Annotated in this window: 16 protein-coding genes and 1 pseudogene; 10 read left to right on the top strand and 7 right to left on the bottom strand. The window is 65.6% G+C overall.

Annotation, left to right across the window (positions count from 1 at the left end; genetic code table 11):
- Positions 1–20 precede the first annotated feature (20 nt).
- Complete coding sequence (locus JO236_RS04325) at positions 21–779, top strand: DUF429 domain-containing protein (RefSeq protein WP_293325222.1); 759 nt, start codon at positions 21–23, stop codon at positions 777–779.
- An 11-nt stretch (positions 780–790) separates the two neighbouring features.
- Here JO236_RS04325 and JO236_RS04320 read toward each other — a convergent pair.
- Positions 791–1399 (bottom strand): annotated as a pseudogene (locus tag JO236_RS04320) (TetR/AcrR family transcriptional regulator); the annotation flags it as partial.
- Positions 1400–1450: 51 nt separating this feature from the next.
- On the opposite strand from JO236_RS04320, the gene JO236_RS04315 reads away from it, so the two are divergent.
- Together JO236_RS04315 and JO236_RS04310 are read left to right on the top strand one after the other, a co-directional pair.
- Complete coding sequence (locus tag JO236_RS04315) at positions 1451–2362, top strand: alpha/beta hydrolase-fold protein (protein ID WP_293325305.1); 912 nt, start codon at positions 1451–1453, stop codon at positions 2360–2362.
- A gap of 101 nt (positions 2363–2463) precedes the next feature.
- Positions 2464–4047 (top strand): gamma-glutamyltransferase family protein, encoded by a 1584-nt coding sequence (locus JO236_RS04310; RefSeq protein WP_293325220.1) that lies wholly within the window; start codon positions 2464–2466, stop codon positions 4045–4047.
- 119 nt (positions 4048–4166) lie between these two features.
- Here JO236_RS04310 and purD read toward each other — a convergent pair whose 3' ends face one another.
- The 6 genes from purD to JO236_RS04280 all read right to left on the bottom strand — a co-directional run bounded on the left by purD (position 4167) and on the right by JO236_RS04280 (position 9583).
- Complete coding sequence (purD, locus tag JO236_RS04305; protein ID WP_293325217.1) at positions 4167–5435, bottom strand: phosphoribosylamine--glycine ligase; 1269 nt, start codon at positions 5433–5435, stop codon at positions 4167–4169.
- A 65-nt stretch (positions 5436–5500) separates the two neighbouring features.
- A complete protein-coding gene (locus JO236_RS04300) occupies positions 5501–5926 on the bottom strand; it encodes a hypothetical protein (protein ID WP_293325215.1) in 426 nt (141 codons plus the stop codon).
- Positions 5927–6057: 131 nt separating this feature from the next.
- Positions 6058–6492, bottom strand: a complete 435-nt coding sequence (locus tag JO236_RS04295) for a carboxymuconolactone decarboxylase family protein (RefSeq protein ID WP_416362151.1) — start codon at positions 6490–6492, stop codon at positions 6058–6060.
- On the bottom strand, positions 6492–7349 hold the full coding sequence (locus tag JO236_RS04290; RefSeq protein ID WP_293325210.1) for an NAD(P)-dependent oxidoreductase: 858 nt from the start codon (positions 7347–7349) through the stop codon (positions 6492–6494). The genes JO236_RS04295 and JO236_RS04290 overlap by 1 nt, the downstream gene beginning before the upstream one ends.
- A complete protein-coding gene (locus tag JO236_RS04285) occupies positions 7346–8095 on the bottom strand; it encodes an SDR family oxidoreductase (RefSeq protein WP_293325207.1) in 750 nt (249 codons plus the stop codon). The genes JO236_RS04290 and JO236_RS04285 overlap by 4 nt, the downstream gene beginning before the upstream one ends.
- 18 nt (positions 8096–8113) lie before the next feature.
- Positions 8114–9583, bottom strand: coding sequence for an aldehyde dehydrogenase (locus JO236_RS04280; RefSeq protein WP_293325205.1), 1470 nt, complete (start codon positions 9581–9583; stop codon positions 8114–8116).
- A 220-nt stretch (positions 9584–9803) separates the two neighbouring features.
- On the opposite strand from JO236_RS04280, the gene JO236_RS04275 reads away from it, so the two are divergent.
- The 7 genes from JO236_RS04275 to JO236_RS04245 form a co-directional block, all read left to right on the top strand.
- The gene (locus JO236_RS04275) at positions 9804–10451 is read left to right on the top strand and encodes a TetR/AcrR family transcriptional regulator (RefSeq protein WP_293325202.1); all 648 of its coding nucleotides are present in this window, start codon (positions 9804–9806) and stop codon (positions 10449–10451) included.
- The gene (locus JO236_RS04270) at positions 10448–11668 is read left to right on the top strand and encodes a cytochrome P450 (RefSeq protein ID WP_293325200.1); all 1221 of its coding nucleotides are present in this window, start codon (positions 10448–10450) and stop codon (positions 11666–11668) included. Before JO236_RS04275 ends, JO236_RS04270 begins: the two co-directional genes overlap by 4 nt.
- Positions 11668–12492 (top strand): SDR family oxidoreductase, encoded by an 825-nt coding sequence (locus JO236_RS04265; protein WP_293325197.1) that lies wholly within the window; start codon positions 11668–11670, stop codon positions 12490–12492. The genes JO236_RS04270 and JO236_RS04265 overlap by 1 nt, the downstream gene beginning before the upstream one ends.
- Positions 12489–13841, top strand: a complete 1353-nt coding sequence (locus JO236_RS04260; protein ID WP_293325195.1) for a cytochrome P450 — start codon at positions 12489–12491, stop codon at positions 13839–13841. Before JO236_RS04265 ends, JO236_RS04260 begins: the two co-directional genes overlap by 4 nt.
- Positions 13842–13853: 12 nt before the next feature.
- Positions 13854–14078, top strand: coding sequence for a ferredoxin (locus JO236_RS04255; protein ID WP_293325192.1), 225 nt, complete (start codon positions 13854–13856; stop codon positions 14076–14078).
- Between the two features lie 3 nt (positions 14079–14081).
- On the top strand, positions 14082–14627 hold the full coding sequence (locus JO236_RS04250; RefSeq protein ID WP_293325190.1) for a nuclear transport factor 2 family protein: 546 nt from the start codon (positions 14082–14084) through the stop codon (positions 14625–14627).
- Between the two features lie 139 nt (positions 14628–14766).
- On the top strand, positions 14767–15858 hold a 1092-nt coding region (locus tag JO236_RS04245), incomplete at its 3' end, for an NDMA-dependent alcohol dehydrogenase (RefSeq protein ID WP_293325187.1).

Here is a 15858-nt window from a genome sequence, read left to right as displayed (position 1 = left end):
ACCGCTATACCCTTGTGCCGATGTACTTCGTCGGCGTGGACCTCGCCTGGGGCCTGCGCAATCCGACGGGTGTTGCGGTCGTCGACCGGGACGGCCGCCTGATCCACGTCCAGGTCGCCCGTGACGACGCCGACGTACTCGCGGCGCTAACCCCGTACACAGAGGGCGATTGCCTGGTCGGGTTCGACGCGCCGCTGGTGGTAACCAACCCCACCGGCCAGCGTCCGGCCGAGACCGCGCTCAACCGTGACTTCCGCAGGTTCGAAGCGGGTACACACCCGGCCAACACCGGCAAACCCGAGTTCGCCGACGATCCCCGCGCGGGCAGGTTGGCCGGCGCGCTAGGGCTGAACCTGGACCCCTTCGGCGCGGCCACGCGACGGGCCATCGAGGTCTATCCCCATGCGGCGACGGTGGTGCTGCTTCGGCTGTCGCGCACGCTGAAATACAAGGCTAAGCCGGGTCGTGATCTCGCCCAGCTCAAGTCGGAACTGCTGGTGTTGATGTACGGCCTCGAACGGCTCAGGGACGCCGCGGTGCCCCTGCGCGTGGCCGGTCCGGCCTGGCTCGAGTTGCGCCGCGAAGTGGTGGCCGCGCAACGCAAAAGCGAGCTGCGCCGCGCCGAGGATCCGATCGACGCCGTCATGTGCGCCTATGTGTGCCTGTACGCCGAGCGTCGCCCGGCCGACATCACCATCTACGGGGACTCGGCCACCGGATACATCGTCACGCCGTCGTTGCCGACGGGCTTGGTGACAACGCCGCGCAGTACCCGCTGACGGGTCAGGTCCTGCTCGAACGGCGCGAGCACGTCGATCAGGTCAATCACTGTCGTTAGCGCGGCCGCCCGCGGGTCCCGCCCCTCGACCAGTGCGGAAACCACCGCGCCGTCGACAGCGCAGATCAGCGTGCACACCAGTTCGATCTGCACGGAGCGGCCCGATCGCTCGATGGCCTCGGCCACCGCTTCCGCGCGCTGCCGCAGGCTGCGGCGCATGCCGTCGGCCAACGCCGGCAAGCGGGTGCAGGCGATGTGGCGCTCGTAGCGCGAAATCAGCTGCTCGGCGAGACCCGGACCCGCTATGTCTCCCACCAGCAGGTCGACCAGCACTTCGGCGGTGGTCTCCGGTCCCCGCCGCCGACGGGACAGGGCGTTGACGCGGGACCGCAGGTGCGCCACCTCGATCATCCCGATGTGTTCGACCGCGCGGACGATCAAATCGTCGAGGGACGAGAAGTAATAGGTGGTGGATGCCAACGGCAACCCGGCCCGCCGGGCGACCGCCCGGTGTCGCACCGCTTCGAACCCGCCCTCGCCAAGCAGCTCGGCGGCCGCGCTCACTAGTGCGTACCGTCGTCGTTCCCCTTTTGGAGTAACTGCTGCCGTCACGCCTAGCATGGTGCCAGTCAAAGTGGTACTGCATTGCCATTTTCGCCAAACGTCCATGGCATGATGTCCGGCATGCCCGACTTGAGCCGACGCGCGGTGCTCGGCCTCGGCCTCAGCGCGGCTGCCGGAGCAGCCGGGGCTTATGCCCTTGACATCGTGTTTCATCCTCGAACATCGCAGGCGATGCCGGCACCGCCGAGTGGTACCAACGTCCCGTTGGCGCCGACACGGCCAGTCGATCCTGCCCCGCCCGCCGAGGCCGCTCCCACGATGGTTACGGGCTCGTTCGTGTCGGCCGCACGCGGCGGGATATCGACCAACTGGGCGATCGCACGCCCGCCGGGTCAGACCAAGCAGCTGCGGCCGGTGATCGCGCTGCACGGTAAGGGCAGCGACGCGGCGACCGTGATGGCCGGCGGTGTCGAGCAGGGGCTGGCCCAGGCCGTCGACGCCGGCTTGCCGCCATTTGCGGTGGTCGCCGTCGACGGCGGCGGGAGCTACTGGCACAAGCGGGCTTCGGGCGAAGACTCCGGGGCCATGGTGCTCAACGAACTGATCCCGATGCTGGACACCCAGCATCTGGACACCTCCCGGGTGGCGTTCCTGGGTTGGTCGATGGGCGGCTACGGCGCCTTGCTGCTCGGCGGTCGGTTGGGAGCTGGGCGGACGGCGGCGATCTGCGCGGTGAGCCCGGCGCTTTGGATGTCCGCCGGGGAGGCCGCGCCCGGCGCCTTCGATGGGGCCGACGACTTTGCGGCGAACTCCGTGTTCGGGATGCCAGCGCTGGGGTCCATTCCGATCCGGGTGGATTGTGGCAACGACGATCCGTTCTATGCCGCGACGAAACAGTTCGTGACTCAACTGCCCAACCCGCCCGCGGGCGGCTTTTCACCGGGGGGACACAACGCGGCGTTTTGGGACTCGCAACTGCCGGCGGAGCTGACCTGGATTGCGCCGCTGCTGGCGGGCTAGTCCTTCGGGGCTGTGACGCGTTGGTGTTACCGCCCGTTCGCGAGCGTCACGCCACTGCGAAAAACGCAGCGGAGGATCGCCATGGCGCTACGCTCGCGGACGTGACCGCGCCGTCGGATTGGACCTTCCCGTACGCCTGGCCACGCAAGCCCGTCCTGGCGGCCAATGCCGTGTGCACGTCGCAACCGCTGGCCGCCCAGGCCGGCCTGCGCATGCTCGCCGAGGGCGGCAGCGCCGTCGACGCGGCCATCGCCACCGCGATCACCCTCACATTGGTAGAGCCGGTGTCCAACGGCATCGGCGCCGACGCCTACGCCATTGTCTGGGACGGCCGGCGACTGCACGGCCTGAACGCCTCCGGCCGCTCACCCGCGGCCTGGACGCCGGAATTCTTCGGCGACAACGGTGTTCCCGCACTCGGCTGGAATTCGGTGACCGTGCCCGGTGCGGTTTCGGCCTGGGTCGAGCTGCACACAAAGTTTGGCAAGCTCAGGTTCGAAAGGCTCTTTGAATCAGCTATTAGCTACGGCCGCAACGGGTTTCTGGTGTCACCGACGGTCGCCGCGCAGTGGGCGGCACAGGTGCCGCTGTTCCAGCAGCAGCCCGGGTTCGCCGAGGCGTTCATGCCTGCCGGTCGCGCGCCGAAACCCGGTGAGCTGTTTAGGTTTCCCGATCACGCGGATACGCTCGAGAAAATCGCTGAGACTAAGGGCGAGGCGTTCTACCAGGGTGAACTGGCGGTGAGACTCGAGGCCCATGCGGCGACCCACGGCGGCGCGATGCGCGCCGCCGACCTAGCCGCCCATCGAGCCGACTGGGTGGGCACCATCAGCGCCGACTACCGCGGGTACACCGTTCACGAGATACCGCCCAACGGGCAGGGTATCGTCGCGATGATAGCGCTAGGCATCCTCGAACACTTCGACATGGCCACGCTGCCAGTCGATTCCGCCGACAGTGTGCACCTGCAGATCGAGGCGGTGAAGCTGGCTTTCGCTGACGCGCAAGCCTATGTCGCCGACATCGACCACATGGCGGTGCGCCCCGAACGCCTCCTGGACAAGGAGTACCTGGCGCAGCGCGCGGCGCTGATCGACCGGAATCGGGCGAGGCCGGCATCCGCCGGCACCCCGAAGGGCGGCACCGTGTACCTCACCGCCGCTGATGCCTCCGGAATGATGGTGTCGATGATCCAATCGAACTACCTGGGTTTCGGCTCCGGGGTGGTGGTGCCGGGCACCGGAATTTCGTTGCAGAACCGCGGCGCGGGTTTCACTGCGGCTCAGGCACATCCAAACCGGGTTGGCCCGAACAAGCGTCCTTACCACACGATCATCCCGGGCTTTGTCACCAGGGACGGTGCTCCCGTGATGAGCTTCGGGGTGATGGGCGGCGCGATGCAGCCCCAAGGGCATGTGCAGGTGTTGGTGCGCATCGCTGATCACGGCCAAAACCCGCAGGCGGCCTGCGATGGCCCGCGGTTCCGGTGGGTGCAGGGCATGCAGGTCAGCTGCGAGAAAGGATTCCCGCAGGCGACGCTAGATGAGCTTCGGCGGCGCGGGCATGACTTGGTCGCCGTCGACGACTACAACCAGTTCGGTAGCTGCCAGGCGATCTGGCGCCTCGAAGACGGATACTTTGCGGCGAGCGATCCACGACGCGACGGGCAGGCCGCGGCTTTCTAGGGTTCTCTGCCTGACGATTGACTCTGCGTCTGCGTCGATGAAGTTCGAGTGACGTGCGCCCTCGGCGCAGAGTGAATGCCGCGACACGAGCGCCATTGGGCCGTCAACGGGCTCAACCGCTAAACGCTGATCTTGCCCTCCGCTGCTGACAGCCCGATATCGCTTCGGAAATGACTGCCGGGCAACCGGATTGAACGCAAAATGTCGTATGCGTTTGCGCGCGCAGCGGACAGGTCAGGCCCGGTGCCCACCACCGACAGCACCCGTCCGCCCGACGACACGATCGCGCCGTCGTCGCGGCGCGTCGTTCCGGCGTGCAGCACACCCTCGGTTTCGGAACCGACGATGACGTCTCCGACCCGGGGGCGTCCAGGATAGTTTTCGGCCGCCAGCACCACCGTGACGGCAACGCCTTCCCGCCAACGCAATTCGTCGAAGTCGGCCAGCGCGCCGGTGGCCGCGGCATACAGAAGCTGTCCAAGCGGTGACTCCAGCAGGGCAAGGACGGCTTGGGTCTCCGGATCGCCGAAGCGACAGTTGAATTCGACCACGGCCGGCCCGCTCGAGGTGATGGCAAGTCCGATATACAGCAGGCCGCAGAACGTGCTTTCGCGCCGGACCAGTTCGGCCGCAACCGGTTCGACAATCTCGCTGACCACCCGCCGGTAGATCTCGTCGGACAGCCACGGCAGCGGCGCGTACGCCCCCATGCCGCCGGTGTTGGGCCCGGTGTCGCCGTCGCCCACCCGCTTGAAATCCTGCGCCGGCAGCAGCGGCACCACGGTCTCACCGTCGACGACGCAGAACAACGACACTTCGGGACCATCGAGAAAGGCCTCCAGCAGCACGGGGTGGCCAGCCTCGAGCAGCCCGGCGGCATGGGCACGCGCAACGTCGCGATCAGCCGTCACCACGACACCCTTGCCGGCGGCCAGACGGTCGTCCTTGACCACCCACGCCGGATCACCGGCGGGTGGCCCGAACCGCTCCAGCGCGGCGTCCAAATACGCTGGGTTGTCGACGATCTCGCTGGCCGCGGTGCGTACGCCAACTGCGGCCATGACCTCTTTGGCGAACGCCTTCGAGCCCTCGATGCGGGCGGCGTCCCTGCTGGGCCCGAAGCAGACGATGCCCGCGGCGCGCACGGCATCGGCGACGCCGAGCACCAGCGGCACCTCGGGGCCGATGACCACCATGTCGGCCCGGACCGTGCGCGCCAGTGCGACGACGTCCGCACCGGAGGTGATGTCGACGTCATGCTGCTCGGCCAACCCGGCAGTACCGGCGTTACCGGGAGCTACGGCGAGCCCGCTGACCTGCGGGTCTCCGTGGAGCGCCAGCAGCAGTGCATGTTCACGGGCACCGGAGCCGATCACTAGGACGCGCACGACACGTCAGAGTAGCCGAGGCAGCGCCCGGCCATCGGCGGCGACGCCGCCACCCATAGCCAGCGTCAGGATGCCTGTTTGATTTGCACCTGGTTGATTTGCACATATCCGGCCGGCTGACCGCAGACGGGAAGGATGTAGGTAATCGTGGATGTACCCGCGAGAGTATCGGGATCCCACGTCACGTGGGAATTGGTGGCCATCTGAAAATAACTGCCGTCCCCGCAGCTCAAGTCGCCCATGCCGTCTAGTACCCACTGACCATCGATCAACCGCGCTTGGCCGCCCCCGGCCCCAGCTTTGACGTAGACGCAACCGTCACCGCAAGGACTGACGGTCCACGAGGTGACAACGGCCCGGCCAGAGGGCGATGTCGAGGTCTCGTTGTAACTGCCGTTCATGGTCGGTAGGTCAGCGCGAGCTGGGCTGGCGACACCGATAGCAAAACCAGCGAACAGAGCTGTTGCGACAAAGCCCCGGATGATAGCCATTGCCATGTTCCTCTCATGAGGCCAATCGATACGTCAGGCTGTGGAGAAGGTCTATCACAGATGGGGGACCGCCGCGACCGGGCAAACTTTGTCGGCTGGCTCAGCCAGCGGCACTACCGGGCGAACAAGCGCTATTCGAGGGTCTTACCCGTGTGCATCTGCAGCGCGCTGTTGACATTGGCTTTCTTGTCGTCAGCGGTGCCCGCTTCGGCGGCCTTCTTGCGCTTGGCCGCGACCCGTTTGATGACGCCGTCGAGCTTGGACCCCAGCGGAAAGCCGACATAGTGCGTCAGGAAGATCGCCATCTCGCGCAGTTCTTCCCGGGTCAACTCCTGGTTCTGCAGAACGGCGTTGACCTGGACCTCCAGCAAATCCTCCTGGTTGAGTGCGGTCAGCACGCCGAGCAGCATCATTCGCCGGTCCCGCATCGACAGACCCGGCCGGGTCCAGATACGGCCGAAGAGATGCTCGACGGTCAGCGCGAAAAATTCGCCGGGCACGTCCGGCATCTCCCACGCGTAGACCTCGTTCATTTTCTCGAGGCCCTTGCGGCGCAGTTCGTCCATCACGACTCTTTCTGTGTGTGCGGTACCCCAAGGGCCGGCCCGAGCTGCTCGAGAGCCAGCTTAGCCAGCGGCAGGTCGACGGACACCGCCTCGGCCAGCGCCAGCGCAAGGCTCAGGTCCTTCTCCCCGAGGCCCCGAGTGTGCATGAACCCGTCGTAGAGGAAGTGGCCCGGCTCAAGATCCTTCGTGTCCTCGCGGTACATGATCGACCCGGCAGCACCGGTCAGCTTGTCGGTGTGGCGCACCACCTCGCCAAGGTCTAACAGGTTCAGCCCGGCGGCCTCTGCCAGCTTCCACGCCTCACCCACTGCAGCCCACGTGGTGAAGGTGAGCATATTGCGGGCCAACTTCATCCGGGTGCCCGCGCCGGGCGGCCCGGCGTGAACCACCAACTCCGCCCAGTGCGAGAACGGCTCTTTGACCCGGGCGAAGACTTCGTCACCAGCGCCCACCATGGTGGCCAGTTGACCGAAACGGGCGGCACGCCCACCGCCGCTGACCGGCGCGTCGACCACGTGGATGTCGTGCGGTTCGTGCTCGCGCGCAAGCTCCTCCGCGGTGGTGTCGCTGATCGTCGAGTGAATCGCGATGACGGTGCCGGGCTTGGCATGTGCCGCCAACTCGGCCACGACCTCACGCACCTGAGCGTCGTTCAGCACGGTGACGCTGATGATGTCGGCACTAGCGACGTCGGCGACGCTGTCGGCCAGCAAGGCACCCCGCTCGGCCAACGGCGTCATGGCTTCGGTCCGAATGTCGTAAACCGTTAAGCCGCCAGGCCATTCAAGCATCTTCTTAGCCATCGGGGTGCCCATGTTGCCCAGGCCGATGTACCCGAGCTTGACGTCGTTCGTCATGAGCGGATGACCTGTCCGCCATCGACATTGAAGATCTGCCCGGTGATCCAGGAGGCCTCGTCGGACAGCAGGAACAGGCACATGCCCACCAGATCGTCAGGAGTTCCCATGCGGGACAACGGAAGACCCTTGACGATGTCGTCGACCATCTCCTTGGGGGTGGTGGTCCGGTTGGCCTCCGTGTCAATGGGACCGGGTGCGATCGCGTTGATCCGGATGTTCTGGCCGCCCAGTTCGCGGGACAGCTGCTGGGTCAGGCCATTGATGCCGACCTTGGCCAGTCCGTAGTAGTTGGCGTAAAGCCAGGCAGCGGTAGACGACTGGTTGATGATTGCCCCGCCGCCGCGCTTGGCCATCTTCTTGTACACGGCGCGGGTGCACCACAGCGCACCGTCGAGGTTCACGCTCATGAACTTCCGGTAATAGTCCGGATCGATGGTGAGCAGGAAGTCCAGCTTCATGCCCCCGAAGATCGCGGCGTTGTTGACCAGGTAGTCGATGCCGCCAAGCTCGGCCAGGGTGCGGTCGGCCATCTCCTTGGCCGACGCGGGGTCGGAGACGTCGACCGGAACGCTGAGGGCCGTACCACCGTCGGCGACGATCCGCTTGGCCACCCCTTCGGCGGCCTCGGCGTTGATGTCGGCCACCACCACTGCCGCGCCCTCGCGGGCCAGCGCTTCGGCGTATGCCTGACCGATGCCACCCCCCGACCCGGTGACGATGGCGACTTTGTTCTCAAACCGCATGTCTTCCTCTCGGGGCTGTCAGTTCACCGCTGTCGCAATGGTTTTGATTTCCAGGTACTCCTCGAATCCGGCCAGCCCCATCTCCCGGCCGTTTCCGGACTGCTTGTAGCCACCGAATGGCGCGTCGGCCGAATACCAGACGCCACCGTTGACGTTGACGGTGCCCACCCGCAGCCGCGAAGCCGCCTTCGCGGCCCTGTCAGGGTCCGCACCAAACACGGTGCCCGACAAGCCGTATGCCGAGTCGTTGGCGATGCGCACCGCGTCGTCGTCACCGTCGTGGGGGATCACCGTGAGGACCGGCCCGAAGATCTCCTCCTGGGCCGGGCGGGAGTCGTTGCCCAGGCCCGCGATCACCGTGGGCTCGATGAAGAAACCGACATCCCGGTCCGCCGGCCGACCACCACCGCACGCGAACGACCCGCCCTCGGCAATCGCGATGTCCAGGTAGCTCTGTACCCGATCCCGCTGCCGCGCCGAAATCAGTGGCCCGCAGATGGTCCCGGGGTCGGTGGGGTCACCCGCCTTGATCCCCGACATGGTGGCCGCGGCGATGGAGACGGCTTCGTCGTAACGGGCCCGCGGCACCAGCAGCCTGGTGGTGATCGCGCACCCCTGCCCGGCGTGCATGCAGACCGAGAAGCCGGCAATCCCAACGGCACCGCCCAAGTCGGCGTCGTCGAGCACGACGAATGCCGACTTGCCGCCCAGTTCGAGGAACACCTTCTTGACGGTCGCGGCGCCGTCGGCCATGACGCTGCGGCCGGTGGCCGTCGATCCGGTGAACGAAACCATGTCCACCCGAGGGTCTTTGGCCAGTAGCGCGCCGACGGCGTGGTCGCTGGAGGTGACGATATTGATCACGCCCGCCGGAAAGTCGGTGTGCTCGGCGATGAGTTCCCCGAGCACCGCCGCGCACCAAGGCGTGTCGGGTGCGGGCTTGAGGACGACGGTGTTGCCCGCCGCGAGCGCGGGACCCAGCTTGGCGAGGTTGATCTGGTGCGGGAAGTTCCACGGGGTGATGGCGCCGACGACGCCGACGGCTTCGCGCGCAATGGTGCGCCGGGTGGGGATCCCCATCGGCGACGCTTCGCCGAGATCCTGGTTCCACACGTAGGATTCGGCCGTGTCCGCCGCGAACGTCAGATCGCTGACGGGACCCTCGAGGTGGGCGATCGAGGTCAGCATCCGCGGCGCGCCGACCTCGGCGATGGTGATGTCGCGCAACTCCTCGAGATGTTGACGCATCGCGTCCTGCAGCTGCCGCAGGCAGCGCACCCGCAGTTCGGTGTTGTACGACCAGTCGGTCTCGTCGAAAGCGCGCCGCGCGGCGTCGATGGCGCGACCCATGTCGCCGGGGTTCGCGTCGGCGGCCACTCCGAGCACCTCCTCCGTGGCCGGGTTGATCGTCGGGAAGGTGCCCGCGCTGCCTTCCGAGAACTTGCCGTCGATGAACAGTGCGCTCACGCCGTTAGCCAACAGCGCCATCTACCGCTCCCGCCTATGTGCTTGATATCGAGGGGTCAATCGAGTGGACTGCTGATGGACAACTGTCCGATATTGCCCTTCCGCACCATAGCCGTCAGGCCACCCACGGCACAAGGGCCAGTCCCATCGGCGGCGGAAGGTTCGCGGACATAGGGCCATTACGCTGGTGTTTCACAAGTTGGACTTGCCTGTCCTCGCTGCCATCCACTAGCTTGGACATGTGTCCAGCGATGCACTGGCCGTTACTCCTCGGCAGACCGCGGAGCCGCCGCGCAACCGCCGCCAGGGAGAAACCTTCCGCAAGGTGTTGGCCGCCGGCATGGAAACCCTGCGGGAAAAGTCCTATGCCGACCTGACCGTGCGCATGGTGGCGGCGCGCGCCAAGGTGGCCCCGGCGACCGCATACACCTACTTTTCGTCGAAGAACCACCTGATCGCCGAGGTCTACCTGGACCTGGTGAAGCGGGTGCCGTATTTCACCGACGTCAATGACCCGATGTCCACCCGGGTGGAAAACACGTTGCGTCACCTGGCGCTGGTGGTCGCCGACGAACCCGAGGTCGGCGCCGCATGCACCACGGCGTTGCTCGGCGGCGGTGCCGACTCCGCGGTGAATGCCGTGCGGGACCGAATCGGCGCGGAAATTCATCGCCGCATCGCATCGGCTATCGGGCCCGGTGCCGACCCACGCACCGTGTCGGTCCTCGAGATGACCTTTTTCGGCGCGCTGGTTCAGCTCGGCAGCGGCGAGTTCACCTATCACAAGATCGCCGAACGGTTGACCGACGTGGTGAGCTTCGTTCTGGCGGGCTCAACAAGGACGGCAACCGCCGTGGATGGACGACAAAAGTCAGGTGGTGACGCATGACCGTGAAAGTCGGCGACCATGAACTGGTCCTGGATCCCTACGACTACGACTTCCACGAAGACCCGTATCCGTACTACCAGCGTTTGCGCGACGAGGCGCCGTTGTACCACAACGACGAGCTCGGCTTCTGGGCCCTGTCGCGGCATCGCGACGTGCTGCAGGGATTCCGCAACAGCACAACGCTTTCCAACCGCGACGGCGTCTCGCTGGATCCGGTGTCGCGCGGACCGCACGCGTCGAAGACGATGTCGTTCCTGGCCATGGATGATCCGGGCCACCTGCGTCTGCGCACACTGGTGTCGAAGGGTTTCACGCCGCGCCGCATCCGCGAACTCGAGCCGCGGGTCATCGAGTTGGCCGTGCAACACCTCGACACCATGATGGACAAGGCCCACGGCACCGAAACCGTCGACTATGTCGCGGAATTCGCCGGCAAGCTGCCCATGGACGTGATCTCCGAACTGATGGGCGTGCCGCTGCAGGACCGCGACCGCATCCGCGCCATGGCCGACGGCGTGATGCACCGCGAGGACGGCGTCACCGATGTCCCGGCCTCGGCGATCGAGGCGTCGATCAACCTGATCGTCTACTACCAGGAGATGATCGCCGAGCGCCGCAAGAAGCCAAGCGACGATCTGACCACCGCGCTGCTGGAGGCCGAGATCGACGGCGACCGGCTCACCGACGAAGAAGTCCTCGGCTTCATGTTCCTGATGGTGATTGCCGGCAACGAAACCACGACCAAACTCCTTGCGAATGCAGCGTTCTGGGGTTACAAGAACCCCGACCAGCTGACCCCGGTCTATGCGGATCTGGAACGGGTGCCGCTGTGGGTCGAGGAGACGCTGCGCTACGACACGTCCAGCCAAATCCTGGCACGCACCGTCGCCGGGGAGCTCACCCTCTACGACACCACGATCCCCGAAGGCGACGTCCTGTTGCTGCTCCCCGGGTCCGCGCACCGCGACGAGCGGGTGTTCGACGACCCCGACCGCTATCTCATTGGGCGCGAAATCGGCTCCAAATTGATGAGTTTCGGCAGCGGTGCGCACTTTTGCCTGGGGGCACATCTGGCTCGCATGGAGGCCCGAGTGGCGCTCACCGAGCTGTTCAAGCGAATCCGCGGCTACCAGGTCGACGAGGCCAACGCCGTCCGCGTCCACTCAAGTAACGTCCGCGGGTTCGCCCACCTACCGATCACTGTGGAGGCAAGGTAATGCCCCGCTTCGAACCGCATCCGGCCCGCAGACCCGCGATCGTCGCCGGCGCATCGTCTGGCATCGGGGCGGCCGCCGCGGTGGACCTTGCCGCACACGGCTTTCCGGTCGCCCTCGGCGCGCGACGTGTCGAGAAGTGCCAGGAGATCGTCGAGAAGATCCGCGCTGACGGGGGCGAGGCGATCGCGCTGCACCTCGACGTCACCGACCCCGAATCCGTCAAGGCATTCGTGCACCAAGCCACCGACCAGATTGGTGATATCGAAGTTCTGGTCACCGGCGCGGGCGACACCTACTTTGGCAAACTGCACGAAATCGACACGGAGACTTTCGAATCGCAGATCCAGGTTCACCTGATCGGTGCGAACAGGTTGGCCACCGCGGTGCTTGGCGGCATGGTCGAGCGTCAACGTGGTGACCTGATTTTCGTCGGTTCCGACGTGGGGTTGCGCCCGCGCCCGCACATGGGCGCCTACGGCGCCGCCAAGGCCGCGCTGGCGGCAATGGTGACCAATCTGCAGATGGAGCTCGAAGGCACGGGTGTGCGCGCCTCGATCGTGCACCCAGGTCCGACGAAGACCGCGATGGGCTGGAGTTTGCCCGCCGAGCTGATCGGCCCGGCGCTGGAGGACTGGGCCAAATGGGGTCAGGCCCGTCACGACTACTTCCTGCGGGCGGCAGACCTCGCCCGGGCGATCACGTTCGTCGCGGAGACGCCTAGGGGCGGCTTCGTGGTCAACATGGAGCTCCAACCCGAAGCGCCCTTGATTACGACGAAAGAACGCCAGCAACTCAAACTCGATGAGGGAGCGTTGAACTCATGACCACAGCGACGGTGCCGCGGGTTTCCGGTGGTGAAGCAGAGCACGGCCATCTCGAAGAGTTTCGGACGGATCCGATCGGCCTGATGCAGCGTGTCCGTGACGAGTGTGGCGACGTCGGCTGGTTCCAGCTCGTCGACAAGCACGTCATCCTGCTGTCGGGAGCGAACGCCAACGAGTTCTTCTTCCGTTCCGCCGACGAGGATCTCGACCAGGCCGCGGCGTACCCGTTCATGGCGCCGATCTTCGGCAAGGGCGTGGTGTTCGACGCCAGCCCGGAGCGGCGCAAGGAGATGCTGCACAACTCGGCTCTGCGCGGCGAGCAGATGAAGGGCCACGCCGCCACCATCGAGGCTCAGGTCAAGGGAATGATTGCCGACTGGGGTGACGAAGGCGAGATCGAGCTGCTCGACTTCTTCTCTGAGCTGACCATCTACACCTCGACGGCCTGCCTGATCGGCGTGAAATTCCGCAACCAGCTGGACCACCGGTTCGCCGAGTACTACCACGAGCTGGAGCGCGGCACCGACCCGCTGTGCTACGTCGACCCTTACCTGCCCATCGAAAGCTTCCAGCGCCGCGACGAGGCCCGTGTCAAACTCGTTGCGCTGGTGCAGGAAATCATGGACCAGCGGCTGGCCAACCCGCCGAAGGACAAGTCCGACCGCGACATGCTCGACGTGCTGGTCTCCATCAAGGACGACGAGGGCAAGCCCCGGTTCTCCGCCGACGAGGTCACCGGGATGTTCATCTCGCTGATGTTCGCGGGCCACCACACCAGTTCCGGGACGTCGGCATGGACGTTGATCGAGTTGATCCGCCATGCCGACGTCTACGCCGAGGTGCTCGCCGAGCTCGAGGAGCTCTACTCCGACGGCCAGGAGGTGAGTTTCCATGCGCTGCGCCAGATTCCGAAGTTGGACAACGTGGTCAAGGAAACGCTGCGGCTGCATCCACCGTTGATCATCCTGATGCGGGTGGCCAAGGGCGAATTCGAGGTCGAGGGCTTTCCGATCCACGACGGCGACTATGTGGCGGCGTCCCCGGCCATCTCCAACCGGATTCCCGAGGACTTTCCCGACCCGAACGCGTTCAAACCCGACCGCTACGACAAGCCCGAGCAGGCCGACATCGTCAACCGATGGACGTGGATTCCGTTCGGCGCGGGCCGGCACCGTTGCGTCGGTGCGGCTTTCGCACAGATGCAGATCAAGGCGATCTTCTCGGTTCTGTTGCGCGAGTATCAGTTCGAAATGGCTCAGCCCGCCGACAGCTATCACAACGACCATTCGAAGATGGTCGTGCAGCTGGCCCGGCCGGCGAAGGTCCGCTATCGCAAGCGCGGCGCGTAAGGGTTAAGACTCATGGGCACCGAAGCTTTCAAGGGGTTCCGGATCGAGGCGGATCTGGACTTGTGTCAGGGACACGCCATGTGCGAACTGGAGGCGCCGGACTACTTCCGCGTGCCCAAGCGCGGCAAGGTCGAGATCATCGACTCCGAACCGCCCGAGGAGGCCCGCGACGAGGTCGAACGGGCCGTCGATATGTGCCCCACCCAAGCACTATTCATCAAAGAGAAAGAAGACTGACCTATGCCGTCCTTCGAACGTGCGGCACTCGAAACGTGGGTGCAGACCTGGCTGCAGGCCAACAAGGACTGCGAAAAGGCGGGCGACTGGAAGCCGTTGGCCGACTTCTATGCACCCGAGGCCACCTACGGCTGGAACATCGGTCCCAAAGAAGACGTGATGTGCGTGGGCATCGACGAGATCCGCGACATCGCGCTGGGCCTGGAGATGGAGGGGCTGGAGAACTGGCAGTACCCGTACCAGAAGATCCTCATCGACGACCGGCAGGGCGAGATCGTCGGCTTCTGGAAGCAGATCGTGCTGGACGGTGACGGCGGCCAGCAGGAGATCTACGGCATCGGCGGCAGTTGGTTCCGGCTCAACGCGGACACGCTCATCGAGTGGCAGCGCGACTTCTTCGATTTCGGCCACGTCTCGGCGCTCTACATGCAGCTGATCAAAGAGGGCAAGCTGTCGGCCGGCATGCAGAAGCGGATCGAGCGCAGCCTGGCCGGCGAGAAGCTGCCCGGCTACTACCCGCTGGGCCAGGCTCCGGTGCCAATCTGGTGATCTACTGCCCCTATTGTCTATCGTGCGGTGACGCAGGCCATAATGGTCTGCTAATGAGAACACGTTCTACATTGCCGTCCGGCCCCGGCCGGTCCCTTTCACCGACACTCGGGTCAGGGAATGCTAGTGGAGGTCCTTCATGAAAACAAAAGGCGCGCTGATCTGGGAATTCAACCAGCCGTGGTCCATCGAGGAAATCGAGATCGGCGACCCGGTCAAGGACGAAGTCAAGATCCAGATGGAAGCGGCCGGCATGTGCCATTCGGATCACCATCTAGTCACCGGTGGCATCCCCATGGCGGGCTTCCCGGTGCTTGGCGGCCATGAGGGCGCGGGCATCGTCACCGAGGTCGGCCCGGGCGTGGAGGACATCGCGCCAGGCGACCACGTGGTGCTGTCGTTCATCCCGTCCTGCGGCACGTGCCCGACCTGTCAGGCGGGCATGCGCAACCTGTGCGACTTGGGCGCGGGGCTACTGGGCGGCCAAGCGGTCAGTGACAACACCTTCCGCATCCAGGCCCGCGGCCAGAACGTCTTCCCCATGACGCTGTTGGGCACTTTCTCGCCGTACATGGTGGTGCACCGCGCCTCGGTGGTGAAGATCGACCCGTCGGTCCCGTTCGAGGTGGCCGCGCTGGTGGGCTGCGGCGTCACCTCCGGCTACGGTTCGGCGGTGCGCACCGCCGACATCCGGCCGGGGCAGGACGTCGCCATCGTCGGCGTCGGCGGGCTCGGCATGGCCGCGCTGCAGGGCGCGGTCAACGCCGGTGCCCGCTACGTCATTGCGATCGACCCGGTGGAGTGGAAGCGCGATCAGGCGCTGAAGTTCGGCGCCACCCACGTTTACCCGGACATCAACGCCGCGCTGATGGGCATGGCCGAGGTGACCTACGGCCTGATGGCCCACAAGGTCGTGGTCACGGTCGGCGAGCTGCAGGGCGCCGACATCGACAACTACCTCAACATCACCCAGAAGGGTGGCACCTGCGTGCTGACCGCCATCGGCAGCCTGCTGGACACCAACGTGAACCTGAACCTCGCGATGCTGACCCTGATGCAGAAGAACCTGCAGGGCACCATCTTCGGCGGCGGTAACCCGCAATACGACATTCCGCAGCTGCTGTCGATGTATAAGGCCGGCAAGCTGAACCTGGACGACATGGTCACCACCCAGTACCGCCTGGAGCAGATCAACGAGGGCTACCAGGACATGCTGAACGGCAAGAACATT

The organism is Mycobacterium sp. (assembly GCF_019247635.1).
In the GTDB taxonomy this organism is placed as follows: Bacteria; Actinomycetota; Actinomycetes; order Mycobacteriales; family Mycobacteriaceae; genus Mycobacterium.
Note: the sequence above shows the minus strand (reverse complement) of the source record. Positions and strands in the feature narration are given on the sequence as shown.